Below are 26686 nucleotides of genomic sequence, written 5' to 3'. Positions count from 1 at the left end.
ATGTCTTTTTGGTGTCTATATTAAAAACCAACGACATGAAATGGAGCACGGTAACCGCATAGACGGCCTGATTGCCAAGTTAGCGGCCGGAACAATCACCGAAGAGGAGCTGGCGGATTTAACCGAATGGTACAACCGTTTTGATGATACCCGGGTATTACTGTCGGCAGAAAATGACGATAATGCGGAACAGCTGAAAGCACGGATGTACCAGCGGTTGATGAAACAAATAAGACCAGCCGATCGCGTTTATCGGCGGCTGAGCCGACGTTGGTTACCCTACGCTGCCGCCGCAATGCTGGCGATAGCGGGGATCTGGTATATCGCCGATGACAGGATTAACGATCCGGCAATCGCACAACGGACGGCAGCGGATATCGTGCCGGGCGGCAACCGGGCGACGCTGGCATTGGCTGATGGCCGGACGGTCATGTTGAGCGAAGAGCAAACGGGAATCGCCGTGAACGAAGCGCTGACATACCTCGATGGCACTGCAATCATCGATGGTCAGCTTATAGCGCCCACCTATGATAGCGAAGATCAGCTAGCCCTTATCACGCCGAGGGGAGGCACGTACCAAATAACGCTGCCCGACGGAACGCGGGTATGGCTCAATTCTGCTTCTGCGTTGAGCTATCCGAGCCGGTTTGATGGCTCCGAACGGGTTGTGGAATTAGAAGGTGAGGCCTTCTTTGACGTAAGTAAGCAACAAGGAAAACCCTTTAAAGTGATAAGTGACGGCCAGGTAGTCGAAGTATTGGGCACGCAATTTAATATCTCCGCCTACCCCGATGAACCGCATACCAAAACTACATTGGTAACGGGCCGCGTACAAGTGGCGTCCACTGCAAACCCCGGATTGCCGATAGCTATCGCGCCCGGCCAGCAATCTAACATAATCGGCGATAATATCCAGGTTACCCCCGTAGACACCAACCAATATATTGCCTGGAAACAAGGGATATTCCATTTTGAATCTACGCCACTCCACGAAATGCTCAAACAGATTGCTAGGTGGTATGATGTGGATGTGACCTATAAACGGGGCATCCCCAAAGAGACATTCACGGGGAAATTTAAACGGGACGTTTCATTGAAAGGGGTCATTGACATTCTACAACTATCTATGATCGATGTGACATTTGAAAACGGAACCCTAATGATAAATTAAAATGATGTAACCAATCGATAACTTAAAAAAAACAAAAAATATGAAATAGACACGTAACCTTCTGATATGAATAAGGGAAGTGCTGCGAACACTCCCCTCTTGTTCAGAAAAAACCAGCAATAACACGAATTAAAACTAGTTAGTTAACTTATCTAAACGAACAAACGTAATGATAAATTATGATTTTTCCCTATGGGGGAAGAAGAAGGTACCCCTGGGTATCCAGCAATTATTTCGAATCATGAGATTGACCTCACTATTGCTTTTGACGGCTTGCTTACACTTAAGTGCAGCAACGCGATCGCAAACTATCTCTTTAAACGTCAAAAACCAACCGATTGGGGCGGTGTTTCAAGCCATTGAAAAGCAAACTGACATGATGGTGATTTCCAATGACCGCCTTGTAAATCGGTCTACACCGGTTTCTATCCAAGTTAACAACGTATCGTTGGCTCAAACCTTGGAAGCGTTGTTGAATCCCATGTCGTTAACCTACAAGATCACCGAAAACACCGTTGTGATCACCGAACAAGCTTCCGATAGGCGCACGCGATCGACACGACCGGTGGCGACACCATTACAACAACGGGTAATCCGCGGTCGGGTGACGGACGGAGAGGGGGAACCGTTACAGGGAGTCACGGTAAGCCTGCAGGGCACTACCGCAGCTACCACAACAGATGATGGCGGACAGTACCAGATTACGCTTCCGGAGAACGGAACCTTGATGGTCTTTTCGTTAGTAGGATACGAACCGGTGGAGCACGCCATAGCTGACGTCGAAAACACCGTAAACATTTCGATGACCCTAGCCATGAGCGATTTGGATGAGGTGGTGGTCGTTGCGTTCGGCACACAGAAAAAAATCTCCGTAACAGGTGCTATCGCATCCATACAAACCAAGGAGATCAAACAGAGTCCTGCAGCAAACCTCGCCGTAACATTGGCCGGTAGATTACCTGGCCTTACTGCCTTACAGCGTAGCGGTGAACCCGGGCGGGACCACACCGCCCTCTTTTTGCGCGGCATGGGCACGTTGAACGCAACCGCACCCATCATCTTGGTAGACGGCGTGGAGCGAGAAATGACCTACATTGATCCCAACGAGGTGGAAAGTGTATCTATACTGAAAGACGCATCTTCTACCGCCCTTTTCGGTGTTCGGGGGGCCAATGGGGTTATCCTCGTAACCACAAAGCGAGGAAGCAGCGGCCGCCCCGCTATCGGGCTTACCTATGAACAGGGTCTGCAGGGATTTACGCGGTCGCCTTCGGTAGTGAGCGCGTATGAATGGGCTAGCCTTCGCAACCAGGCTTGGGCAAATGACAACCCTAATACAGACCCCAACGACCCGGTAAACCAACCGCCATATTCGGAATATGCGCTCGACCGGTTCCTATACCAAGATTATCCAGACGCGTACCCGAACACCAACTGGCAGAAATTGCTTTTTAACGATTTAGTAGGCCAACAACGGTACAACCTGAACATCAGTGGTGGTGGCGACTACGTGCAGTATTTTGTCAATGTGGGTTTCCTCGATCAGGGCGGGCAGTGGAAAATAAGCCCAGACGTCACGGAGTATGATCCGGCTGGCTATTTGAAACGGTATAACTTCCGATCTAACATTGATGCCAAACTGAATAAGTCGGGAAGGCTGAGCACCTTCCTGAATGCCGCTGGCTATTTTGAACAGGTCAACTCGCCCAATGCCAACACCGATGAAATCTTCAGAAGGACCTATAGCTACTTTCCAGTCGTGTTGCCCGGGCCGCTTACCCCCGAAGGAGAAGTGCTCATTGGGCCCGGCAACTATAACGTATCGCCGTGGGCATTGATTAACCGCTCCGGGTACCGGAAAGAAACACGGAATAACATAACCGCATCCTGGGGTCTGAAGCAGGACCTCGATATGGTAACCGAAGGCTTGTCTGCCAAATTCATGGCCTCTTTTGATACCAGGACGATTTACTCGCTCACCGCCGCTAAAGAATACCAACGGTGGATACAGGTTATCGACCCGAACACGTCAAACCACCTGGGTATGGATAGTGTTGAATATAAGCGAATGTTTCTGGAATTGGAAAATACGCCACTAAGCATCGGCAGTGGTTCCAACTTTCAATCGTTTTTCAACTTCCAGTTCACCGCAGATTACCAACGTACATTCAACGAAAAACACACGGTAACCGGGATGCTCCTTGCCCAACAGGAAATGCGGGTAATGCCAAATGACCGGCTACCCTTCAATCTGCGCGGCATCTCCTTGCGCGCTATGTACAACTATGACAACACGTATTTTGCGGAATTCAATGCCGGATATAATGGATCTGAGCAGTTTGCGAAAGGCAGACGGTACGGATTTTTCCCAACCGTGTCTGGGGGGTGGGTCCTATCGAACGAAAACTTCTTACAGGACAATAGTTACATCACGTTGCTCAAATTACGTGCTTCGTATGGCCGGGTGGGTAGCGATCGATTGGGAAGCAGGCGCTTCCTCTACCTCGACGACATTCAGCGCCAAACCGGTGGTGGCTATAGTGGGTCGCTGGGCAGAGGAGGCAAGATTGCAGAAAATTACCTGGGCAATCCTTTAATCCAATGGGAAGTGGCCGAGAAAACCAACGTGGGCTTGGAAATCGGATTGATGAACGACCTCACGCTGATGGTTGATCTATTTAAGGAAAACCGCAACAATATCCTGATTAACCGACAGACGATACCAATGGTATATGGCGTAGAAGCATCTCGCATGAGCCCGGTTAACATGGGGGTGGTTGAGAACCACGGATACGAGATTGAACTCAACTATAACAAGCAGCTCAACAACGACTGGTCCATCCTCTCCAAACTGAATTATAACTTCGCACGCAATAAAGTGGTATACTCAGATGAGCTGCAATACCCTGATGACTATGCTTACCGTTACCGCCAGACCGGTTACCGTATCGGGCAGGTCTTTGGCTATCCGCTACGCGAAGGATATTACACCAGCTATGAAGAAATTGAAGCCGAAGGCCTCAACTATGTCGGTTATACGGTAAGGCCCGGCGACTTCAAATACCAAGATACCAATAGCGACGGAATAATCGACGAACGCGATATGGTACCCATAGGCTACTCCGGGGTTCCTGAATATACCTTTGGTGGAGCTTTCAGTGTCAACTACCGCGACTTTGATGTCTCCTTTCTGTTTCAAGGAATATTGAACGTCACGCAACCGCTATCGGGTTATGGTACAATGGGAATGTATGACTTCAGGGACCGGCACCGCTACGCCTGGACAGCCGAGCGGGCCGCAGCAGGTGAAGAAATCAGATACCCCCGGCTAAGCTTGGGTAGCTCTGTCAGCGAACGGGATGCAAATGCGTTCTTTATTGAAAACCGCAGCTTTGTTCGCCTGAAAAATGCAGAAATCGGGTATCGCTTACCCTCATCACTGAGCAGCCGTATCGGGGCGAAAGAGGTCCGGTTTTACGTGAATGGACTCAACTTGATTACTTGGGATTGGATGCGTACCAACGATTTCGATCCGGAAGTAAACAACTCGCTGAGCTATCCGGTATACCGGGTATTCAATGGGGGTATTAACGTCACTTTTTAATTGTTTTGGCTAAAAGAAGATGAAGAAATTACTATATACGCTATATACAGCGCTGATACTAGCAGCCACCGGTTGCCAAAAAGACCCGTTGGATATTATGCCTGACGGGCGCCTCACCTTAGAGCAGATATTTGCCGACGAAATGATGACATCGGAATATGTGAACACCATGTATGACAATATTAACCCATACGGTACGGCATATGACTACTTCACCATGCTCGCAGGCTTCTCGGACGAAGCGCACGACAATGACTTTCCGCAGGATATGGCTCGCGCCCCTTCCCGCTGGTACAATGGCGAGTTACGACCCAATTGGAATCCATTGGATATCCAATTCTCTACCGGCTCTTCGAGTACGGAATCAAACGGTAACTACTACCGTAAAAACTGGGCAGGCATTCGCCAAACCAATGTCTTTCTCGCACACATCAGCAGCACACCATTTGCTAACCCGCAGGTGAAAGCTCGGTTGATCGCCGAAGTAAAAGTGTTACGGGCCTTCTTCTACTTGGAGCTGATCAAAATGTATGGGGGCATGCCCGTCGTTGATCGGCCTTTCGGTGGAGATTTCCAGTTTGAATCGCTACCGAGGCAGTCTTTCCAAGAATGCGTTGACTTTATCAAACAGAATTGCGATGAGGCCATCCTGGAGCAGCACCTGCCTTACCGCATTACCACCGAGCCAGAGCGTGGGCGGTTTACCAAAGCGGTAGCACACGCTATACGTTCACAGGCACTATTGTTCGCCGCAAGTCCACTTTGGAATGAGGCGGATGACCAAGCATTATGGGTCGCCGCCGCCGAAGCAAGCAAAAACTCATTGGATGAATTGCTGGCTAATAACTACATCCTCCACCCCAACTATGAAGCATATTTCGACAGCCGTACGGATATCAGTGCAAATCCTGCTGATAAAGAAACCATCTTCGAGATTAAGCCCTATCGAGCTCACGAATTCAGCCACCTAATGTTCCGTATGCATGCTATTCCCACCTTAGGTGGTGATAAAGCGGGCGTAAGTCCCTCCCAAGAGCTGGTAGATAGTTATGACATGGCAAATGGCGAACCGGCCATTACCGGCTACTACGACGAAGACCACCTCTACCCCATTATCAATACCACCTCGGGTTACGATGAGTCAAAACCCTATGAAAATCGCGACCCCCGATTTTATGCAACCGTGTGGTATAACAATGCGTATTATGGTGAAATCAATGGCGACCCCTATTACATCCAGTCTTACCTGGGTGGCGCCGATGGAATCTCCAATATTACGCAACGAACAGGCAATGGATATTACCTTAGGAAATTCCGCGACCCAGCCCAGTTAGACCCGAATACCGGGACATCTCGGTTTAAGAAATACCGGCTGGGCGAGCTGTACCTCAACTATGCCGAAGCTGCGAATGAGGCCTATGGCCCTACACAGGAGGTGTATGACGCCATCAATACCATCCGTGGCCGTGCAATTATGCCTGAGCTGCCCAGCGGCCTGAGCAAGGAGGAGATGCGCGAACGCATCCGCCGTGAACGCCGTGTTGAATTGGCGTTCGAAGAGCACCGGTTTTGGGATGTAAGGCGCTGGAAAATATTGAGCACCACCGATAAATTGACGACCGGTATGGAGTGGACGAAATCCGGCAACAGCTTTACCGGAAAACGCATCGTAACCGGACGACGGAAGTCGTGGACAGACAATCACTTAGTCTTTCCCATCCCGTTGAGCGAACTAACCTTGATGCCACTATGGGATCAAAATCCGGGTTGGGAATAGTGCCGCGGTGGAAACGAATGAACAACGGAAAATATTTATAACAAATGAAGACGAACAACTTTAGTATATATCTATGTGCAGCTGTAGCATTGATGAGCGGCTGTAAAGAAGAGGAGTCGGCACCAATTAATACGGCCCCTATTCCACGTATCCTCGCATTGGAGCCTTCCAATGCCGCAGAAGGCGATACGCTAGCTATTGTCGGCATCAATTTTTCAGCGACCACCGCAGAAAACGAAGTCAAATTTGGCCAATCAGTCATCGAAGCGGTATCTGTTTCAGATACATTGATTCGGGTAGTCGTGCCGGCAATCGAGGGCAATATCGTGGGTGTATCGGTCCGGAGTAAGGGCAAGATTTCAAACAAACTGAACCTTTCGCTGGTACGCTCAAAGATATTTAAGGACGATTTCGAGCGAGCTGATGTACCATTGGTGGGCGCCGCTACCGTCCCCAATCCACTTGGCTCGAACTGGCAGATTATAAATGGTAGGTTTTCGTTGAGTGAAAATCGGCTTTTCAGTTCCGAAGGTGGACAAGAGTCTTACATGCTGTATCGCGATACCGAGCTGGACATGAAGGTGGGCGATGGCAGCTATTTTGAGCTGACGGCAACCATGAGCAGCTCCCCCGAGTCTTTTGCCGGCATCATTTTCAATGCGCAGAGCGACAACAAGCGCTTCTACCTTCTGCGTACCACAAACAATATGTTACAACTCTTGAAAACTGGCGAGAACGGGCTCGGACATTGGGTAAACATTATGGTGAATCAGACATTTGAAGGATTTGCACCGAACGTACCGTACCAGGTAACAGTTTCCTCGTCGCAGCCCGGCAATTTCCGGATAAAGGTGACCAATAAAGACACCAATGGGATTCTTTTCGAGCAGACTGTCGAAGACCCTGCTCCTTACCTGGGCGGCTCACCGGGCGTCTATTATTTTGGCTTGGCCGATCCGGTGGTGATCGCATTTGATGATTTTCATTTAGAATTACTATAACTTTATATGATCATGACAACAGCAATGAAAACACGAATCATATGTCTCGGACTAGGAAGTGCCTGTTTGTTTGCTTCCTGTGCGGCAGGTGGCGATACGAGTGTACCCACGGAACCGAAAACAACCCAATACGACACCCTTTCTGTTTTAGGGGACCGCGCTTTCGAGCGCGGCTTGGTGCGCAAGCGCGCCGATATACCATCGCCAGGAAACATCTATCCTTTTGGTGCCTCAACAACAGCACCAATATGGGAAATGGCCGAATGGGGAACAAAGCACGAGTTGGAAGAGACGGATAAAACGACCAGCGATAATGGGCGCGTCACCTTTGCGAATGCCGGGAAAGCCATTTCTTTCGAAAAGGACGGAACAAATGTGAAGGTAACCATGGATGTCTATACTTCTGCTGAATACGATGCCCCTCGCCAGCAAAACCAAGCGTGGCCCCACTTGCTGATTGAGCAAGCCTTTCCAGAGAAACCACTGATGAAAGATTTGGAAGGACTGATATTGAAGTTTAAAGGCAGACTAACCGATGCGGAAATGAAAATGGATGCCAGTGACTTCAACCCCGGCTTGCATACCGCCCAATTCCAACTGTTTATTACCGTACAAGACCTGAACCCCACATCGGCATACTATGGCGACTACTTGTGGTTTGGTATTCCATTTTACGACTATCGGCATGAACAAATTCCACTTTATGCCGCACAAGATGTAGGCAAAGGCGATGCGACGGGAAAATTTATTTACAGTGTAGGCAGCACCGACTTTATGGAGGGGTCGTTCCATTCAGGAAATTGGATAACCATCGAAAAAGACATCTATCCGCTGATTGTAGGTGCCTTAGAACTTGCCAAAGAACGGGGGTACCTCACCGGTTCGTTCTTTGAAGACTTCCGGCTATCGGGGATGAACCTCGGATGGGAAGTACCCGGCACTTTTGATGCTGGCTTCGAATTCAGCGGTTTTGATATCTTAGCAGTGACGAAACATAAATAGAATCACATGTTATCACAAAAACTTATTGTAGGTGGTGTGTTGGCCTTCGCGCTTAGTGCCACGAGCCTCCGGGTAGCGGCACAAACTATTGATACACTGGATAGGCATTGGCCGGCATATATTAATCTTGACCAATATATGCAGCCGTTTTTGATGGCAGACACCATCTACAATGAGTTAGTGATGCCCCTCAAGGATGGGCACGCTGCACCGAGCGGCAGCCTGTTGTTCCCCGTACGGTCGGTTCTCTCTGTCCGTGACGCGTATTTGGACATCGTTTATGAAGAAGGAAAAGACTGGATATGGGAAGGGCAACGAATTGTACTCACAGATTCATCGCGCATACCCTATTGGGATAGCTGCGATTTGGTTTACAACGAAGTAAAAGAAGGTATTTCGCAACCGGGTTCTGCGCCGGGGACATATGTTTTATTCAGCGAAGGTGAACTTATACGGTCTAAACAACTCGCGGTAACCTACATCCCCGATCGGCGGGGAAACGAAGCGGCCAAACGCCTGCTGCCCACAACAGATCGCCTGACCTATACCACTGGCAAGCTCGCTGCCAGCGAGAGGCTGCACGTGGTTTTCTGGGGAAACAGCATCGAAACCGGTGCAAACAGTAGCGGCTTCCAGCATGTTCCGCCATTTATGCCCAACTGGACGGAGCTATTTGTTCGCCAGCTTCGCCAACATTTTAGCGCAGCCGTATCATATGATAATCTTGCCGTGGGCGGCAAAATGGCCGCGTGGGGGCTAGAAAATATTGAACAAGTGATTGCAAAACAACCCGATCTAGTCGTGATTGGATTCGGCATGAACGACGGTTCGGCAGGTGTGCCGGTCGATATTTTTGCCAAGCAGATTCAGGCGATGATGGATGCCATAAGGAAACAACGCCCAACATGCGAATTCGTTGTAATCACCCCAATGCTGGCTAATCCGAAGGCTATCCAGAATAGGATGCAAGAGGCTTACCGACCCGCTTTGCTCGCATTGGAGGGTGTGGGCGTGGCCATTGCCGATATGACGTACTGGCATAAATGGCTGCTCACCCACAAATCGTATCAAGATATGACCGGCAACAACATCAACCATCCCAACGACTACTTATCGCGTTGGTATGCACAGGTCTTGACGGCTCTGTTTATGGAAAGCAATTAGCGTAGCGAAAAATAACAGACCGGTATATCAACATTCAATACACAACCACTTCATCCGTTAACAATAGTGCATTTCGTGCATTGGTAGCCACCACCCGGACATATCGTGCGGTCTGCACGGCATCAAAGTTAAAGGCATAGGTCTTCACCTCACGGAACATGTCTGTAGTCGGCGTTTCGGTCCGCACCGTACCGGCTTCCCGAAAATTTTTACCGTTATCGGAGAGGAGCACCGTTACGTCACCGGGCAGATAGCCATTGGCCGACGGGTCTTGGAGGAAATCGATTGCGACCGACTTGATGGCTTCTCTACGCTGAAAATCGATGGTTACATCCACATTATTCACAAATCCCTGCCACTGCCCATCAGTAGCGAGCGCACCCCCTTTCTGGCCATTGAGTAGCGTACTGTCTTGCTGGGCCGGAAATGATTCATCCCACACCGTTTGGTATGTGATGTTTTTACCAATCGCTTTGTGAATATCGGCTTTCGCGGTGGCAATGGGGCCTACCCGGCCCGAATCCACAAAAAAAGCAGCGTTAATCGTAGCCGGCACCGCCAGTTCGATGGGCTTGGAATAGAGTGCTGACCCAGCGTCCGGTTCCTGTCCGTCGGTTGTGTAACGGATGCCGGGGGCAGATTGCTCCGTAGCTAACGTTATCGTGTTGGTCAACGTATCGGCATTGAAGTCCACATCGATACCAACGGCATAGGAGGGACGACAGTAATTGACGTTCCATCGCTGTAGTAATTGATAATGCCGCTGCAACCGCTTATTGAAATCATCCCAATCACGCCGAGCAGGATCCGACCACGCGACTTCTGCCAAGGCGAGCGCACGTGGAAAGGCCATGTATTCAACCTGCTCGGTAGTAGGCATGTATGCCGTCCAGATATTCCCCTGAGCGCCCAATATGTGTTTAACTTTATCAGCTGCCAGCCCTGCAGGGATGGGTTCATAGGCATACACCGCCGAGAGGGGGATATACCCCCCGGCCGCCTCCGGCTGCGTGCGCGGGTCGCTTTGGTATTGATCAAAGCTAAGGTGTTTATCAGGGGTCATGACGACATCGTGACCCGCGGTCGCGGCGTTCAAACCGGTGGTCCCACCATGCCGGCTCATGATGGTAGTGCCCGGCGCACCCTCATCCATCGTTTCATCCCAGCCGAGCGACTTCCGTCCGTGTATACGCAAGAAACTGTCTATACGGCCCACGGCATAGCGCTGCAACGCATCTATACTGTCCAATCCCGATTGCTCCACTCGGGCTTTACATTTATCACACGCTGCCCACGCTGCTTTATCCACTTCACCACCACCAATATGGATGTATTCGGACGGAAAAATGGCTATTATTTCAGTTAATACGTCTTCGAAAAATGTAGACGTCGCCTCGTTACCGATGCAGAAGGTATTATGCCGATACGGCTCGCCCGTACAAGAGAGCTCCGGATAAACAGCCAACACTTCTTCGGAATGGCCCGGTATTTCGATTTCAGGAATAATGGTGATGCCTTTACGAGCGGCGTAGGCAACCAATTGACGTGCCTCTGCTTGCGTGTAATAACCACCGCTGGCATTGGGTTCGCCCATTGGCAAGTAACGTTGTCCATTATGCATCCATTCTTTCCACCCCGCATGGGTGCGCCAAGCGGCCTTTTGGGTCAACTTGGGGTATTTGTTAATTTCCAGCCGCCACCCTGCGCCATCCGCAAGGTGCCAATGGAATGTATTGAATTTATACAGCGCCATCAAGTCGACAAACTTCTTCAAAAAGGGGAGCGGGTAGAAATGTCGGGAAACATCGAGGTGGAGGCCACGGTAACCAAACCGCGGTTTGTCTTCGATAACCATAGCGGGTAGCCGCCGGCCATCGGGCTGCGTGTAGGCAAGCTGGAGTACGGTCAATATGCCGTTAATCATCGCTGGTGCCTGATGAGCGGTAATGACAATGCCGGAGGTATCGACCACCAATCGGTAGGCGTCCTTGGCTAACCGGTCCCCATCACGTGCCTGGACAAGCCGTACACCGGTTTCAGGAATACGCTTATGCGACTTGATACGTTCCACGGCCATAAAGTTAACGGAAGGGTGGTCGTACAATAAGTCAGCCACATCCGTAAATGCATCGAATGCAGCTAATGGCGTAGCCGAAGGAAACACATACGCTCCCTGGTGCATTTCGACGAGCGTAGGTTTGGGGATAAGGGACACTTGGCTTTGGGCATAGGCAGGCACCACCAGTAGCAGCGGTAAAGCAAGCAATCCCAACAATAAGGGGGATACTCTTTGAGCCATGCGAATCTGTTTGTTATTACGTATCTGACACAAACTTACTCAAAACGCCCAAATTATCCAATTATCATTACGAGCTAAACCCGAGAAAGAGGAAATTTCGACTAAGGCTGCTCATTCAGGGGATAAACCCGTACGTAGTCGACTTCCATTGTAGCCGGAAAAACACCATCATCTATTCCCTGTTGCCCACCCCAGCTACCGCCTACGGCAACATTGAGCAGCCAATGGAAGGGTTGGTCAAAAGGCCACACGGCCGAACCTGTGCCTTCGTTGGCAAATTCGAAGAGCAATTCATCATCAATGTACCCGCGCATGTAGTCGGGTGTCCAATCTACCCGGTAAACGTGGAAACTCGTATTGAAGTCTGCAACGGAGCGCGTTACTGTTTGTTGGGTACCGATGATGTGATTGTAGGCTTCGGTGTGGACACTGATGTGGACTGTACCGGGATCAAAACCCACGTGCTCCATGATATCGATTTCGCCCGAAGCAGGCCAGCCGCCGTAAGTATTGTTTGTAGGCAGCATCCATATGGCGGGCCAAGTGCCCCGGCCGGCTGGCAACTTTGCCCGCGCCTCAAAACGACCGTATAGAAAGTCACCCTTGCCACGGCTTACCAACCGAGCCGATGTATAACCCATCCCTTCATGAGATTCCTTAAGTGCGGTGATACGAAGCACCCCATCTGCTACGCGGACATTGTCCAACTTTTTATCGGTATAATACTGAAGCTCTTGGTTGCCCCAACCGTTATGAAGCGTACCGACATCGTATCCCCATTTTTCTTCGTCGGGCAAGCCTTCGTATTCAAATTCGTCTGCCCAAACGGGCGTTTCGGAAAACTCGGTATCTACCGGTCCTCCGCCATGCTGCCTACAGCCGACGAAGAGCAAAGCAATTCCAATCCATCCCATTATTTTCATAGCTACATAGATAGTACAAATACGCCGTACGAAAAATTAAATATCATCTAAGTAATCATTTAACGATCGCTCGGTTGGAAGTCGTAATTTTTTCCGCAACCGGTACCGGTGCATCTCTACCCCCCGCACCGAGATGTTCTGCAACTGGGCAATCTCTTTCGACGACAGGTTAAGGTGCAGGTAGGCGCAAAGCTTGAGGTCTGTACGCGAAAGGACCGGGTGGGCAGCCTTGAGACTGGTGAGGAAACCATCGTTTAGCTCATCAAAATGCATGGCAAACTGGCTCCAGTTTTTGTTGTTTTTCTCCACATCGCGTAGCAAGACTGTTATCCGGGTGAGATCTTTGGCCTTACCACCAGATTGCGCGTTCAGCTTAGCAATCTCATCCTTCAACTTAATTAACGTGCCCGCGTTTTCCATGAGCTGCATATTGGTATTAGCCAGTTCCTTGGTCTTTGACAACACTTCGTTTTCCAGCTTCTCGTTTTGCAGTTTGACGATTTCCTTCTCTTTCTTCTCATTCTCCAGCTGGTGTACATACCGCAGGTGGGCAAGCTGCTCCTCGTATCGTTGCTGTTGATTGCGAAATACGGTTTGCTGCCACTTTAGTAACAGATAGATGCCTACTGCAATGACCACTGCATACACTAACAAAGCCCATGTGGTTTTGTACCAGGGCGGGTCAATCACGAACGCGAAAACTGCGGTTTCAGATTCGCGGTTGAGGTTATCTATGGCTTTTACTTTAAATCGGTAGGTGCCACTGGGTAAGTTCGTGTAGTGTTTTTCGATATTGTCGCTCCAGGGCGACCATTTATCCTCGTACCCTTCCAACCAATAGCTATACGCAATCCTGTTTCCTGCACCATAGCTGGTGGCGCTATAGGCGAATCGGTAGGTGTCATATGAAGCGGGCAGGTGTACGTCGTCAACTCGGCTGGCATGGAAGCCATTGAAAAGAGTGCTGTCTTGCTGGTCGTTGGTGACTACCACCTCAGAAAGCACTACGCTGGGGTAATCTTGTTCGGCGAGGTACGCTTCGTAATCCAGGTGCACGAATCCTTTTTCCGAGCCAATATATATGTTGTTACGGTTGTAGGGATAAATGTTTTCAAACCCAGCGGCGCTGTACCCTTCGAGTTCCGGAAAATACGTAAGGGCATACCGATTATCTGCACTATGGTAGCGGGCGATACCGATCTTGTTTCCTGTGCAAAACCAGATGTTGCCATCGGCATCTTCTTTGAGATAATTCAGTGCGAGATGGCGGAACACCGAAAACTCCTTAGACGGTACGAAGCGTTCAAGAGCGCTGTCAAATTCATAAACCCCCTGTTTAGTTGCGAATACCATCCGGTTTTTTACCATGAATACGTAGTTCTGATAACTGGAAGGCAGTCCGTGATCTGCGGTGAATAACGTGGTTTTATAGCGTTGGCCGCCAGGCATAAGTCGGTGACGATAGATGCCCCGGTAGGGGTGCGACGCCCAGACATCGTTCTGGTCGTCTTTGGTGAGGAAGCGATACGAATCGGGTGTACCCTCCAGCGAATGGGTATAATGAAACACCCCGTCAGCATAGCGCAACACATCCAAACCATCGTAGGTACCTACCAACACCTCTTGGATTGGGTATGCCGAGGACATGGGCAGGAACATCCACGAACCAGTACCATTTGATAGCGGCACAACCCGGTCGCCCCGGATGGCATACAGCCCACGGTGGTGAGCAAGCAGGAGCTGCCCGTTCACTTCATCAATGCGCCAGGCATCGCCCTTATCACTGCCCACAACCAATTCGAAACCGTTGTGTGAAGCGGAACCGCCGACCGGATCGGACACCGGCGCACGGTACACCCCATTGGAAGTGGAGAGGTACAGGTAACCTTTAAAAATACGGGCCGAATAGCCCGTAAGATCGCTATTGAGGTTAGGATGCAAGAAGGTAATGGCGCTATTGTAAGCAATTAGTGTGAGGCCATTATCTACACCCGCCCAAATTTGATTGGCGCGGTCAACGAATACCGTCGTAACGCTGTTGCTCAGCAGACCTTCGTGGGTGGTAAACTGTTGCCGGGTGCTTCCATCGATCTGGCGAATGGTACAACCCATTCGTGAGCCGACCACGTAGGTGCTATCGTTGAGTTTGGCATAAGAGCGGGTGTATTGGTCAATCCATGGGCCGGTATCGAGCGGCCGTATCCCGGCTCCATCGAGCAGGAAGGTACGGTTGGAGGTGGTGCCGATGAACGTGCTGTCATGCCCGATGGAGAATACCGCAGCAATCTCTCCAGTGGGCATCGTCTCATCGCCCAATAGGGGTACCCATTGACCATCCCGATATTCCAGCAGGCCGCTCCCCTTGTCCTGCGCCAGCAGTCTGTTGTCCGATCGGCCAAGGAAGAGCCATTCCTGCGGTGCGGGATGAGCGATGACGCGATTATCTTCAAATTGGAAAATACTATTGCCCGTACGGAAAAAAACGGCATTACCGAGGACAACGGTGTTCCACACGTCCGCAAACCGACGGTTGGCTTCAGGGATACGATCTGTGAGCGATATGTATGCCAAGCTACCCGTCGTGTCTGATTGGAAGTACCCGATTTCGCCTTGGCCCCCAACGAACACTCGGTCTTGCGGGGTGATGGCCAACGAACGGAGAATAGTGCCGTTAGGCAACGGGAACTTTTTCCAGAAATTCCCGTTGAAAACCATAAGGCCGTCGTTGTTAGCGAAATAAAGATACCCTCGGCTGTCTTGCCCAATATCCCACGTGCGTGTACCGCCTTGGAACACGGATTTATCATAGTTGGTTACCCAAGGCAATTCGTGGAGCTGCCCTGCTACTCCGCCAGTGGCGCAGAGAAAAATCAGTACTGCACTTAAAAACCGTTTGATGGCCGTACCTAAGTTCACGTAATTCCTCCCGCTTGTAGAATCGATGTCGTAGCACAAAGATAGCGAAAATAATGACTCAAGGCAGATCGTCGTAGTAATGTAGTACTCCTTTTTTTGCGGAGCGAATATATCTCCATTAGTTTTGCCAAACTGATTATAAAGCACTGAGAACGCGAATCAAATCTTAACGACAATGAGAAAACCAATTACATTACTTGTTATGTGCCTTGCTGTGATGAACAGCGTATGGGCGCAGAACAAGGCAGTCTCGGGAACTGTTCTGGATGAACAAGGGAACCCCGTCACCGCCTCGGTAGCGGTAAAGAATGCACCTACGGTGGGAACCACCACATCAGAAGCGGGTACATTCAACTTATCAGTTCCGGCAACCGCCGACTCGCTGGTCGTATCGGCTCTCGGCTATGTAAAGCAGACATTGGCGATAACGGATGCGACCATGCAGATACGGCTACAAGCCGATGTGGCGCACGACCTGGAAGAGGTGGTTGTGGTGGGTTATGGTACGCAGCGCAAAGGTGACCTGACGGCCCCTGTGGCCACGGTGGATATGGAGCAAGCAGGGAAACGCACAGTGGCTGCACCCATGGATGCACTGCAAGGTTCTGTAACGGGCGTGCAGGTAGTGAGCTCGGGTGCGCCAGGCGCCACCCCTATTGTACGCGTACGTGGCGTGGGATCGTTTAACAACGAGTCGCCTCTATATGTGGTAGACGGGATGTTTATGGACGACATCAGTTTCCTGAATCCGAACGACATCGCCGACATGTCGGTATTGAAAGATGCTTCGGGAGCGGCCATCTACGGTGTACGAGCGGCCAACGGAGTCATCATCGTAACGACCAAAAAAGGATCGCTCAACATGACGCCCCGGGTAACGTACAATGGCTACGTAGGACTGCAAACACCGAGTAACGTACTGAAGATGGCCAATGGGCAACAGTATGCTGCCTACGTAACCGCTAAAGGCGAAGGGCATATCGCCGAGAGCTCGGCCGAACGCTTTGGCGGAACCGCTCAAAACCCGGCTATGAATACCGATTGGTATGGCGAGCTGCTGCGTTCGGGCGCGATGATAACCAACCATAACCTCGACGTGCAAGGCGGTGGCGAAAAAATAACCTACGCCTTTGGGATCAATTACGTAGACCAAGACGGCATCATGGATGCCGAAAACTACGTGCGACGATACAACATCCGCATGCAGACTGAAGCGCGGGTGACACCGTGGCTGAAGCTGGGCTTTACCGCCCATCTGAATAACTTCAATACCTTCTCTCCCAATAACGTTGCCTTCCGGCAGGCGTACTTTGCCTCGCCACTGTATCCGGCTTATGACGGAGGGCAAGAACTCGCCACGCCAGTCCAGTTCGGTAGCAGCCAGACCTTGGGCCTCGAAGGTGGATTCTGGTATGGAAACCCAATTGCAACGGCCTATTACCATCACAATCAAAGCAAAGGATTCCAAATCCTGCCAAACGCGTATGTGGAGGCTGAGTTTTGGGAGCGGAAGCTAACCTTCCGGTCGCAGTTCAGCCAGCGCTATCAATCTACCCACGGCCTACAGTATTCGCCGGTATACTATCTCGATAACGCACAGCGCAATGACCGGTCGTACCTCCGCTCAGCCCAGGGACGAAACCTCCATTATATCGTGGATAACTTGCTCACTTACCGCGATGAAACCGGCAAGCACCACTGGTCCGTGTTGTTGGGACAGTCGACTCGCCAGGACCGCTGGCGCGAAACCTGGGTTTCGGCCAATGACGTACCCGAAGACCCGGAATTCTGGTATGCAGGCCAGAATGCACAGGGAATCGGATCGGCCACGGGTTACGGCGAAGGCGGTTTCCGCAACGCCGGGCTCTCCTTCTTTACACGGGGCACCTACGATTACGATAACAAATACCTGCTCACCGCCACGTTCCGTGCGGATGGCAGCTCGAAGTACCAGACCAAATGGGGGTATTTCCCCTCCCTAGGACTGGGCTGGGTCATCAGCCGGGAGGATTTCATGCAAAACCAACAGCTATTTGACAACCTGAAAATTCGGGGAAGCTGGGGCAGGCTGGGCAATGACGGCATCCAGCCCAACGCAGGCTACGCCATCGTGAACGCGGGCAATAACGCCTCCGGTATCTTTGGTAGTATCGGATCCACCTACGGCAGCCGCATACCGGGATATACGGTAAACCGCTTTTTTTCCAACGTGGCCTGGGAAGTGGTGGAAGAGTGGGATGGCGGTCTTGACTTTGCCATGCTCAACAACCGACTGAACGGTACCGTAGACTATTACTACCGCGTAACGCATGACCTGGCATTCGAACGCCCCCTCCCCTTTGTATGGGACCGGGTGTACGGCAACTGGGGCAGCGTGGCCAATAGCGGCTGGGAAATCGGGCTCGACTGGAACGACCAAGTGGGCGACTTTGGCTACTCCGTCGGCGTGAACGCCACGACCTTGAAAAACCGGGTGCTCGACCTGGGCGGACTGGCCAACATTCAGAACGGGTTCCCCGAGTGGACGGCCGAGTTCCCTGCACGTATTGAAAAAGGCCAGCCCATTAACTACTATTACGGTTATGAAGTAGATGGGGTATACCAAAACCAGGCCGAGATCAGCGCTGATCCGATTGCCGCACAATACAACGTGAACAACCCCGATGCCCCCATCTTGCCCGGATACCTACGTTACAAAGACCAGAACGGCAACGGCGAGCTGGATGAGGACGACCGGATAAACCTGGGCAACTACCTGCCCGAACTGACCTACGGCGCCACCATCGGACTTACGTACAAAGGCTTTGATTTCAACCTGATGCTACAGGGTGTGGCCGGCAACAAGATCCATAACCTGAACCGGGCCATGCGACGCAAATATGCGCAGATGAATATCGACGCTGCATTCGTGGAAGGACTATGGACCGGTGAAGGCTCTACCAACACCTACCCATCGGCACAGGGCAGCGTGGCGGCTTGGAATCTGCAGGCCAGCTCGTTCTTTGTCGAAAGCGGCGCCTACCTAAGGGTACAGAATATCCAGCTGGGTTACAGCTTCGATATTCGCAATTCAATACCGGTACGGGTATTCGCAACGGCCGACCGCCCTTTTATTTTCACCAAATATAACGGCTTCACCCCCGAAGTAACCGGTATGGGATACGATGCGAACGTATACCCGGTATCTTCTACCTACAGTGTGGGGCTCCGTGTGACGTTTTAATTTTGATAACTGATGAAAGCCATGAACAAGTTTAGCTATAAATTGATAGGGACCTGCCTATCCTTCGCCCTGCTCACCAGCGGGTGTGAAAAGTTCTTAGACAAACCTTTGGAAAACCAGCGTCCTTCGCAGGGTATTGATTATACCGATCTTTCGCAGATGTATGCACCCGTTTCGGGCGTGTACCGAGCGGCTGCAGATGACCGTCTGGTGCATTGGATCGACCTGTCGATACGCGCCGTACGCGAAGACGACTACCAACGCGGGGCGCCTACGGCGAATGACAACCCGGAACTGATGAGCATCAAGAATTTCCAACGCGATGTAACCGTACAATCCTATTGGGGTATTAACCAATCGTGGATAAGCTACTACAGCCTAGCCATCACGGCCAATGGTGCGTTGACGGAGCTGAGTCTGTTTGCCGAGCAGATTGCCGACGGCGATACTGAAACGGCTGCTTTGAATAGACGCTACCAGGCCGAGGTGCGTTTCTTACGCGCTTATGCCCATCTGATGGCCACCCGCCTGTTTGGCGATGTACCTATTCTGACGGATAGCGACAACATCCAGCGGCTGGCCACCATCGGCAAAAGCACGGCCGCCGAAGTGCGCCAGTTCATTATCGATGAAATGAATGCCTGCGCAGCAGATCTAGAAGATGTACGACCAAACCAAGCCGAGCACCAAGGGGCTGTGACTCAATATTCGGCACTCCTGCTGAAAGCCAAGGCAGCGGCCGACTTGGCGGGAAACGACAACGCCAGTCCCCATTGGGACACGGTGCTGGAGGCAACCGATGCCATTATCAATAGCGGCAAGTTCTCCCTATACGGCGATTTCTACCAGCTCTTCAAGATACCCGGCAAGCTGAACGATGGATCATTGTTCGAGTTGCAATATTCGGATTTCGGACTGCCTACGGGCGACATCGTGCGCCCCGGCATTGATTGGGGCACCTTTTTCCGGTGGCAGGGCCCCTCGGGCGACCAGCGGGGTAGTGCCATCTCCGGTGCAGGATGGGTGCCGCCATCGCAAGATATCGTAGATTTCCTGACCGCCCGCAACGATAGCGTACGACTGAAAACCACCATCTTGGAGTATGGCGAAACCGAAGACACGTATGCCACCACACCAAGCGGCGACCGGATTTACGGCAATCCGTTTGGTATAAAATATTTCAATGGCAAAACCTACCTGCCGTCGTCGCAGATGACCGAAGGGCGCATGGAGTACGGCGCAAACAACAACGTCCGTATTTTGCGGTACGCCGATGTACTGTTGCTGAATGCCGAAGCGAAAGTGCGCAAAGGGCAGAACGGCGATGAGCCCTTCAGGCTGGTGCGCGAGCGCGCCAAGCTCAACCCCATCACAGGGGTAACCTTGGAACAAATCCTCGATGAGCGCCGGGCCGAATTTGCATGCGAGTGGTGGGGCGAGCGGTTTAATGACCTGGTTCGTACCGGCCGCGCCCAGGAGGTGTTTGGGTCGCGGTTCGTACCGGGACAAAGCGAGTACGTTCCCATTCCGCAAGCCCAGATCGATGCGAACACAAATTTCAGGTAACAAGCTGCTTAGCTATTAAAAAATAACGGTATGAAAAGGTATGGAATAGGGGCTGTCTTCGTTATGTTGCTGCATGGCCTGGCCATAGCGCAGGCACCAACGGAAGGCGTGGCAGTTGTAAAGGAAGACGGTAAGTTCCAATTGTATGTAGACGGTACCCATACCTACATCAAAGGAGTAGGTGGTACACATTCGCTTAACATAGCCAGCCAGTCGGGCGCCAACGCCTTCCGCACATGGAGCGGCAGCGTCGAATCCATCCGCAAGGATGTCGCCTTGGCCGAGCAAAACGGCATGTACATCATGCAAGGGATTGGGCTGACCAAAGATTCGGCTGCTTATTTTGACAGCGCGTATAAAAACAAGGTGCGCGAGCACGTGCGCGAGCTGGTAGAAACGTACCGCGACGAACCCCGGATACTGGCGTGGGCGCTTGGCAACGAAATTGATTTGGGGAATGCGAATATCGGTGCGGCTTGGCAGTTTGTGGAGGAACTAGCCCAGCTGATCAAATCGATCGATAACCGGCATGCGGTGATTAGCGTGGTGGCTCATAGTCAGGCAGCACTCGACTCCATCGCCCGGTTTGCGCCATCGCTGGATTTCGTAGGCATCAATAGTTATGGTTCGATCGTGGAGATTGGTGAAATGGTAGACCGTTCCGATTATCAAGGTGCCTTCATGGTCACTGAGTGGGGGCCTAGTGGGTTTTGGGAAGTACCCGAAACGGCGTGGGGGGCACCTATTGAGCAAACTAGCGAGGAGAAACGGCTTATCTACGAGCACCGGTACAACGACTATATCCTGGCCAACGATCGTTGTTTGGGTTCGTTCGTCTTTTTATGGGGGCAAAAGGAAGAGCGCACACCCACTTGGTTTAGTATGTTCCTGGAGCAGGATGTAGATGGGCTGCCCTTCCGCGGAGAGAAAACCCCACAAGTGGAAGCCATGCAACGGGTATGGTCTGGGACGGAGCCGATGCAGACTGCTCCAGTAATCCAATCGATGACGATCAATGGGGAAGCCGCATTGGATAACGTGCGGGTAGGCGCAAGTATACCCATCGCGGCCCAAGTATTAGTGTCGGACCGCGAGCAGGACAGCCTCTCCTATGTATGGGAAATTCTAGAGGAAGCCACTGTCTTAGGTTTCGGCGGGTCGTACGAACCGCGCCCTGACCGATACGGACAACCCATGTTTACAGAAGAAAACCGGTTAGAAACCACCGTGAATAAGCCAGGAAATTACCGGTTGTACGTGTATGTACTGGATAACACCGGCTTTGCCGCGACGGTCAACATTCCGTTTCAGGTAACTAAGCGTTAAGGCACTTGCCTTTGACATGGTTCGTGGAGATGTTCCAAAAAAGAAACATCTCCACGAATTATAATCGCCAAAGTATATCTGTTATTCCAACACCACAGCAGTGCCGCTAGCTGTTACCATCAGCATGCTGCCACCACTGCCCAAGGTCTCGTAATCGAGGTCCACACCTACTATAGCGTTCGCTCCCATCGACGCCGCATACTGTTGCATTTCGAAAACGGCCGTTTCTTTAGCTTCGCGCAACACCTTTTCGTAGGACCCGGACCGGCCACCTACGATGTCGCGTATCCCAGCAAAAAAATCCTTGAAAAAATTAGCTCCGATAATGGTTTCGCCGCTGACCAAACCAATGTATTTGACAATCTTTTGTCCTTCCACTTGAGGCGTCGTTGTAACAAGCATAATGAAGTGTTTTCTTACTTTGACGCAAGTGGGCAAAAAAAGTTACGCGATGCTGCCCTTAACCATTAGTCAATCCGCAAAAAATTACCGTCTTTGTCAAATTTCAGGTCCATACCATTGGAAAGCGTAACTTCCTGTCCACGGTCGTCCAACTCCCAATCACGGATAAAATAATCGGGATAATTTGCTTGTACATACGCCAGTATCTTTTCGGGCACCACGCTATCGGGCAACTTACTGGCTCCCTCCACGCTAATGATATTTCCCTTTTTGTCGAAGTCCAAGTTGAACCCATCGCTGAGGTAAACATCATAAGAGGTCTTCAGGTCATCCCGTTCTTTCACTACTTGGATGATGTCATGATCTGGAAAGTGTTGGGAAATAAAGAGCTGAGCATCCTTCGGAAGGCCATCGGCAGCGATTACACTTTCCTTATCACACGCCGTAAATGCCATCAACATGACGGCGACACTAACTACTGAATAGATTACTTTTTTCATGATTATTACGTTATTGTGCTTAATTTCAATCAAGACAACCGTCGGGTCGTTTACCCTTACACTCACATGAAAAAAATATCCTGATTACCTCAGCCCGTCACCACGCGGTCAAGTATACTGATATACAAATCGATGCCCTCACCTATTTCTTCAAGGTGGATAAACTCGTCTGCCATATGGGAGCGAGCGGAATCGCCCGGGCCGAGTTTCAGCGATGGGATATCCAGCAGCGCTTGGTCACTGGTGGTGGGCGAACCGTATGTAGTGCGACCCAGCGCCAGTCCCGCCTGTACCACAGGATGATCCTTCGGTATCGATGACGGTTTGAGCCGCACAGAACGAGGCCGCACCTCGCAGCTTACGTGCTCACGGATGATAGCCAGTACTTCCTCGTTACGGTACGCATCCGTTACGCGGATATCCACAACGAACTCGCATGTGGCAGGCACCACGTTATGTTGAGAGCCGGAATGGATGACGGTGACACTCATCTTGATGGTACCAAACTCGTCAGACTCTTTGGGAAAACGATAGCTGGTAAACCATTCGATATCCTTTAGCGCCTTATATATGGCATTGTCTCCCTCCTCGCGAGCAGCGTGACCGGCCTTTCCATGGGCAGTACAATCAAGTACCATCAGTCCACGTTCGGCTACTGCCAGTTGCATCAACGTAGGCTCACCCACGATGGCAAAGTCCAACGGACCCAGGTCTGGGATGACCAATTCCAATCCGTTTGTACCTGAAATCTCCTCCTCCGCGGTGGCTGCGATGCAGAAGTTGTAGCGGAGCTCCGCTTGGGCATAAAAATACAAGAACGTAGCAAGTAAAGACACCAAGCATCCACCCGCATCATTACTGCCCAAACCGTATAGTTTACCATCGGTCATATCGGGTGAAAAGGGATTACGGGTGTATCCTGTATTGGGTTTCACCGTGTCGTGATGCGAATTGAGCAGGATGGTGGGCTTATTGGCGTCAAAATACTTGTTGTATGCCCACACGTTGTTCATCTTCCGAAACGTACGTACCCCCCGTTGTTGCAGAAACCGTTCGATCGTATCCGCGGTTTGATTTTCCTCCTTGCTAAATGAGGGGATACGGATTAGATCACGCAGTAGATTGGTACTATCTTGTGTTAGTTTCTCAATCATTATAAAGTCCTCCCGCTTTACGCGCAGACAGCTTAATCCCTTTGATAAATGCTGAGCTGAATCCATTGTGTTCCATCTCATTCAATCCGGCGATCGTACAGCCCTTGGGCGAGGTCACTTTGTCAATTTCTCCTTCGGGATGGCTTTGTGTTTGCAAGAGTAGGTCGGCAGCACCCTTAGCGGTTTGCACCGCCATTTTCAGGGCGTCATGTGCGTGGAAGCCGATTTCTACTCCTCCCTGCGATGCTGCCCGGATGCTGCGTAGAAAAAAAGCGATTCCACATGCACAGAGTGCAGTTGCAGATGTCATAAGGTCTTCGTTGATCGTAACGACCGCGCCGACCGTCTCAAACAGCTTGGTAACCCGTTCCAACTGTTCGTCGGACGCATTATCGGATGCGATACATGTCATCGACTGCCCGATAGCGATGGCGGTATTGGGCATTGCGCGGATAACCTGCACATTGTTACCCAGCTTATTGCGTACGTCTGCACAAGTAACGCCCGATATGACCGACACAACCAGCTGTTTTTCCGGTGAGATGGCTGGAGCAATCTCTTCGAGCACCGTCTTAAGCTGCTGTGGCAAAACAGCAAGTATAATAACGCTGGCATCATAGATAGCCACTTTATTGTTATCGCTCACGTTGAATCCTTTCGCAGCCTCGTCGCTCAGCAACTTGAGGTTACGCCTCGTCAAGGTGATGTCTTCCGCCGGGCAATAAGCCTTTTTCACCAGTCCCTTGGCCAATGATAGACCAATGTTACCGCTTCCGATGATTGTTATTTTGCTCATATTGTCTAAATATCTAGTGTCTGTTGTCTAGTGTCTATCGTCTAAAATCACCTAACCATCCGCGTGCCGAATCGTTGTTCGTGCAGCAAATGAAGGTCATCTGCGTGGCCAATGCATACTTCATGCACCCCTTTTGCTATGGCGTCAAAAGCGTTATGCAGTTTGGGCACCATGCCGTCAGCAACGATGCCGGACGCTTGCAATCCCTCAAATTCTGCAGCCTTTATCTCCGGTATCACCGAATCCTCGTTATGCACATCCTGCAACACCCCTCGCTTCTCAAAACAATATACCAACGAGGTATCGTACCGCGATGATAATGCGATGGCCAGCGCCGATGCAATGGTATCCGCATTGGTATTGAGCAATTGCCCCTGCCCATCGTGGGTAATTGCCGAAAACACCGGTACAAAACCAGCTTCCATCAATGCGATGATGGCCTGGTCATCAACCGAGGCTGGAAAAATATCTCCCACAAACCCATAGTCGACTTCTTTGACCGGGCGCTTCACGGCTTTAATGCTATTGCCATCGGCACCGCTTAAGCCAAGCGCGTTACACCTTCTTGCCTGTAGTCCCGCCACGACCTCCTTATTAGTCAAACCGGCATAAACCATGGTGACAACACGCAGCATCGCCTCGTCAGTGATACGCCGCCCCGCCACAAGTGTGGCTTCGATACCCAGATCGGCGGCCATTCGTGTAGCGATCTTTCCTCCTCCATGTACCAACACCTTATGGCCGCGAAGGCTGGCAAATCGATCCAGAAACCGACTTATTCCTTCGGGGTGGTCAATAATATTACCACCTATTTTGATTACCCACAGCTTATCTGCCGCCATATGTCTATCTGTAATAGCAATTTTATCAATTTAATGTCCGTCGATCATGCGTTTCAGCACCGCCTGCGCCGCCCATACGCGGTTGCCCGCTTCCTGGATCACCAGCGACTGCGGGCCATCCAGTACCTCACTCGCCAACTCCAAGTCACGGCGAACAGGCAAACAATGCATCACCTTGGCTTGGTTGGAAACTGCCAATTTACTGTTATCCAGCATCCATTGCTCCTTTACGGGTGGCATCTGGCCGTAATCATCGTAAGACGACCAGTTTTTCACGTACACAAAGTCCACACCTATCAATGCCTCATCCAATGAATTTGTCACCGTTGCCCCTTGGGTAAACGCATCAGACAGCGTATACCCCGCAGGATGAGCTACGGTAAAATCAACCATACCCTCTTTCTGTGCGCGGCACATCCATTCCGAAAACGAGTTAGGAACGGCCTGTGGCAATGCTTTCACGTGAGGAGCCCATGCCAATACTACCTTGGGCCTATTCGCCCCCCGCCAATGTTCATGTATAGTAATCAAATCCGCCAGGCTCTGCAACGGGTGGCGTGTCGCACTTTCTAAACTGATGACGGGAACACCGCAGTAGCGGGAAAACTTCCGGAATAAATCCTCGCTGTAATCCGCCTCGCGGTCGACCAGCTTCGGAAACGACCGGATACCCAGTACATCGCAATATTGGCCCATCACAGCCGCCGCCTCACGGATATGCTCAACGGTGGTGCCATTCATGGCCACGCCATCGCGTGTCTCTAGTGCCCACCCATCCTTATCCATGTTCATCACCATTACGTCCATACCCAGCTGCATGGCAGCCTTCTGCGTACTCAGGCGCGTCCGCAAGCTAGGGTTTAGGAAAACCAATCCCAGCGTTTTCCGTTTGCCCAACTGATCAAAAGCAAACGGATTGCCCTTCAACCTTAATGCCTCATCTACAATTCCCGGTAAGTTGTCTACATCCGCAACCGAAAAAAACTGTTTCATTCGTCCATCTAAAATCGTCTGCCCATT

18 protein-coding genes are annotated in these 26686 nt (G+C 51.1%); 9 read left to right on the top strand and 9 right to left on the bottom strand.

Going from position 1 to position 26686, the window contains the following annotated elements; translation table 11 throughout:
• Nucleotides 1–40 precede the first annotated feature (40 nt).
• From U9S71_RS00645 to U9S71_RS00620, 6 genes are all read left to right on the top strand, one after another.
• On the top strand, nt 41–1171 hold the full coding sequence (locus U9S71_RS00645; protein ID WP_326324433.1) for a FecR family protein: 1131 nt from the start codon (nt 41–43) through the stop codon (nt 1169–1171).
• Between the two features lie 376 nt (nt 1172–1547).
• The gene (locus U9S71_RS00640) at nt 1548–4775 is read left to right on the top strand and encodes a TonB-dependent receptor (RefSeq protein WP_326324432.1); all 3228 of its coding nucleotides are present in this window, start codon (nt 1548–1550) and stop codon (nt 4773–4775) included.
• 19 nt (nt 4776–4794) lie between these two features.
• Nucleotides 4795–6552: a RagB/SusD family nutrient uptake outer membrane protein gene (locus tag U9S71_RS00635; RefSeq protein ID WP_326324430.1), complete on the top strand. Its 1758-nt coding sequence runs from the start codon at nt 4795–4797 to the stop codon at nt 6550–6552.
• A gap of 44 nt (nt 6553–6596) precedes the next feature.
• Nucleotides 6597–7553, top strand: a complete 957-nt coding sequence (locus U9S71_RS00630) for an IPT/TIG domain-containing protein (protein ID WP_326324429.1) — start codon at nt 6597–6599, stop codon at nt 7551–7553.
• 24 nt (nt 7554–7577) lie between these two features.
• Complete coding sequence (locus U9S71_RS00625; RefSeq protein WP_326324427.1) at nt 7578–8555, top strand: hypothetical protein; 978 nt, start codon at nt 7578–7580, stop codon at nt 8553–8555.
• A gap of 6 nt (nt 8556–8561) precedes the next feature.
• Nucleotides 8562–9719 (top strand): SGNH/GDSL hydrolase family protein, encoded by a 1158-nt coding sequence (locus U9S71_RS00620; protein WP_326324425.1) that lies wholly within the window; start codon nt 8562–8564, stop codon nt 9717–9719.
• Nucleotides 9720–9753: 34 nt separating this feature from the next.
• On the opposite strand, the gene U9S71_RS00615 is transcribed toward U9S71_RS00620, so the two are convergent.
• The 3 genes from U9S71_RS00615 to U9S71_RS00605 all read right to left on the bottom strand — a co-directional run bounded on the left by U9S71_RS00615 (nt 9754) and on the right by U9S71_RS00605 (nt 15857).
• Nucleotides 9754–12018: a glycoside hydrolase family 20 protein gene (locus U9S71_RS00615; protein WP_326324424.1), complete on the bottom strand. Its 2265-nt coding sequence runs from the start codon at nt 12016–12018 to the stop codon at nt 9754–9756.
• Between the two features lie 101 nt (nt 12019–12119).
• Nucleotides 12120–12941, bottom strand: coding sequence for a glycoside hydrolase family 16 protein (locus tag U9S71_RS00610; RefSeq protein WP_326324423.1), 822 nt, complete (start codon nt 12939–12941; stop codon nt 12120–12122).
• Nucleotides 12942–12977: 36 nt separating this feature from the next.
• Complete coding sequence (locus tag U9S71_RS00605; protein WP_326324422.1) at nt 12978–15857, bottom strand: ligand-binding sensor domain-containing protein; 2880 nt, start codon at nt 15855–15857, stop codon at nt 12978–12980.
• Between the two features lie 175 nt (nt 15858–16032).
• Between U9S71_RS00605 and U9S71_RS00600 the strand changes: the two genes are divergently transcribed.
• The 3 genes from U9S71_RS00600 to U9S71_RS00590 are packed head-to-tail and all read left to right on the top strand — an operon-like array spanning nt 16033 to nt 21972.
• Complete coding sequence (locus U9S71_RS00600) at nt 16033–19080, top strand: SusC/RagA family TonB-linked outer membrane protein (RefSeq protein ID WP_326324420.1); 3048 nt, start codon at nt 16033–16035, stop codon at nt 19078–19080.
• A 21-nt stretch (nt 19081–19101) separates the two neighbouring features.
• Entirely contained in the window at nt 19102–20646 is a 1545-nt protein-coding gene (locus U9S71_RS00595; RefSeq protein WP_326324418.1) for a RagB/SusD family nutrient uptake outer membrane protein, read from the top strand.
• 30 nt (nt 20647–20676) lie between these two features.
• The gene (locus U9S71_RS00590) at nt 20677–21972 is read left to right on the top strand and encodes a hypothetical protein (protein ID WP_326324416.1); all 1296 of its coding nucleotides are present in this window, start codon (nt 20677–20679) and stop codon (nt 21970–21972) included.
• 81 nt (nt 21973–22053) lie between these two features.
• Here U9S71_RS00590 and U9S71_RS00585 read toward each other — a convergent pair whose 3' ends face one another.
• From U9S71_RS00585 to U9S71_RS00560, 6 genes are all read right to left on the bottom strand, one after another.
• Entirely contained in the window at nt 22054–22374 is a 321-nt protein-coding gene (locus U9S71_RS00585; protein ID WP_326324415.1) for a heavy metal-binding domain-containing protein, read from the bottom strand.
• Between the two features lie 65 nt (nt 22375–22439).
• A complete protein-coding gene (locus U9S71_RS00580) occupies nt 22440–22874 on the bottom strand; it encodes a PepSY-like domain-containing protein (RefSeq protein ID WP_326324413.1) in 435 nt (144 codons plus the stop codon).
• 89 nt (nt 22875–22963) lie between these two features.
• The gene (locus tag U9S71_RS00575) at nt 22964–24028 is read right to left on the bottom strand and encodes a M20 family metallo-hydrolase (protein ID WP_326324412.1); all 1065 of its coding nucleotides are present in this window, start codon (nt 24026–24028) and stop codon (nt 22964–22966) included.
• Nucleotides 24021–24824 (bottom strand): pyrroline-5-carboxylate reductase, encoded by an 804-nt coding sequence (proC, locus tag U9S71_RS00570; protein ID WP_326324411.1) that lies wholly within the window; start codon nt 24822–24824, stop codon nt 24021–24023. Before proC ends, U9S71_RS00575 begins: the two co-directional genes overlap by 8 nt.
• A gap of 47 nt (nt 24825–24871) precedes the next feature.
• Nucleotides 24872–25666 carry an acetylglutamate kinase gene (argB, locus tag U9S71_RS00565; protein ID WP_326324409.1) on the bottom strand — a complete coding sequence of 265 codons (795 nt, stop codon included), beginning with the start codon at nt 25664–25666 and terminating at the stop codon, nt 24872–24874.
• Nucleotides 25667–25696: 30 nt separating this feature from the next.
• Entirely contained in the window at nt 25697–26659 is a 963-nt protein-coding gene (locus U9S71_RS00560) for a Rossmann-fold NAD(P)-binding domain-containing protein (protein WP_326324407.1), read from the bottom strand.
• Nucleotides 26660–26686: the final 27 nt, after the last annotated feature.

Origin of the sequence: Parapedobacter flavus, from assembly GCF_035818675.1 — a bacterium.
GTDB classification, from domain to species: domain Bacteria; phylum Bacteroidota; class Bacteroidia; order Sphingobacteriales; family Sphingobacteriaceae; genus Parapedobacter; species Parapedobacter flavus.
The sequence above is the reverse complement of the archived record's forward strand: the minus strand, read 5'-3'. Positions and strand labels throughout refer to the sequence as shown.

Bases quoted from the DNA above. Each gene is read 5' to 3' on its own strand.
- U9S71_RS00620 (WP_326324425.1), top strand. From the start codon at position 8,562: ATGTTATCACAAAAACTTATTGTAGGTGGTGTGTTGGCCTTCGCGCTT.
- U9S71_RS00560 (WP_326324407.1), bottom strand. From the start codon at position 26,659: ATGAAACAGTTTTTTTCGGTTGCGGATGTAGACAACTTACCGGGAATT.
- U9S71_RS00610 (WP_326324423.1), bottom strand. From the start codon at position 12,941: ATGAAAATAATGGGATGGATTGGAATTGCTTTGCTCTTCGTCGGCTGT.
- argB (WP_326324409.1), bottom strand. From the start codon at position 25,666: ATGGCGGCAGATAAGCTGTGGGTAATCAAAATAGGTGGTAATATTATT.
- U9S71_RS00590 (WP_326324416.1), top strand. From the start codon at position 20,677: ATGAAAAGGTATGGAATAGGGGCTGTCTTCGTTATGTTGCTGCATGGC.
- U9S71_RS00640 (WP_326324432.1), top strand. From the start codon at position 1,548: ATGATGGTGATTTCCAATGACCGCCTTGTAAATCGGTCTACACCGGTT.
- proC (WP_326324411.1), bottom strand. From the start codon at position 24,824: ATGAGCAAAATAACAATCATCGGAAGCGGTAACATTGGTCTATCATTG.
- U9S71_RS00630 (WP_326324429.1), top strand. From the start codon at position 6,597: ATGAAGACGAACAACTTTAGTATATATCTATGTGCAGCTGTAGCATTG.
- U9S71_RS00625 (WP_326324427.1), top strand. From the start codon at position 7,578: ATGAAAACACGAATCATATGTCTCGGACTAGGAAGTGCCTGTTTGTTT.
- U9S71_RS00575 (WP_326324412.1), bottom strand. From the start codon at position 24,028: ATGATTGAGAAACTAACACAAGATAGTACCAATCTACTGCGTGATCTA.
- U9S71_RS00600 (WP_326324420.1), top strand. From the start codon at position 16,033: ATGAGAAAACCAATTACATTACTTGTTATGTGCCTTGCTGTGATGAAC.
- U9S71_RS00615 (WP_326324424.1), bottom strand. From the start codon at position 12,018: ATGGCTCAAAGAGTATCCCCCTTATTGTTGGGATTGCTTGCTTTACCG.
- U9S71_RS00645 (WP_326324433.1), top strand. From the start codon at position 41: ATGGAGCACGGTAACCGCATAGACGGCCTGATTGCCAAGTTAGCGGCC.
- U9S71_RS00595 (WP_326324418.1), top strand. From the start codon at position 19,102: ATGAACAAGTTTAGCTATAAATTGATAGGGACCTGCCTATCCTTCGCC.
- U9S71_RS00585 (WP_326324415.1), bottom strand. From the start codon at position 22,374: ATGCTTGTTACAACGACGCCTCAAGTGGAAGGACAAAAGATTGTCAAA.
- U9S71_RS00580 (WP_326324413.1), bottom strand. From the start codon at position 22,874: ATGAAAAAAGTAATCTATTCAGTAGTTAGTGTCGCCGTCATGTTGATG.
- U9S71_RS00635 (WP_326324430.1), top strand. From the start codon at position 4,795: ATGAAGAAATTACTATATACGCTATATACAGCGCTGATACTAGCAGCC.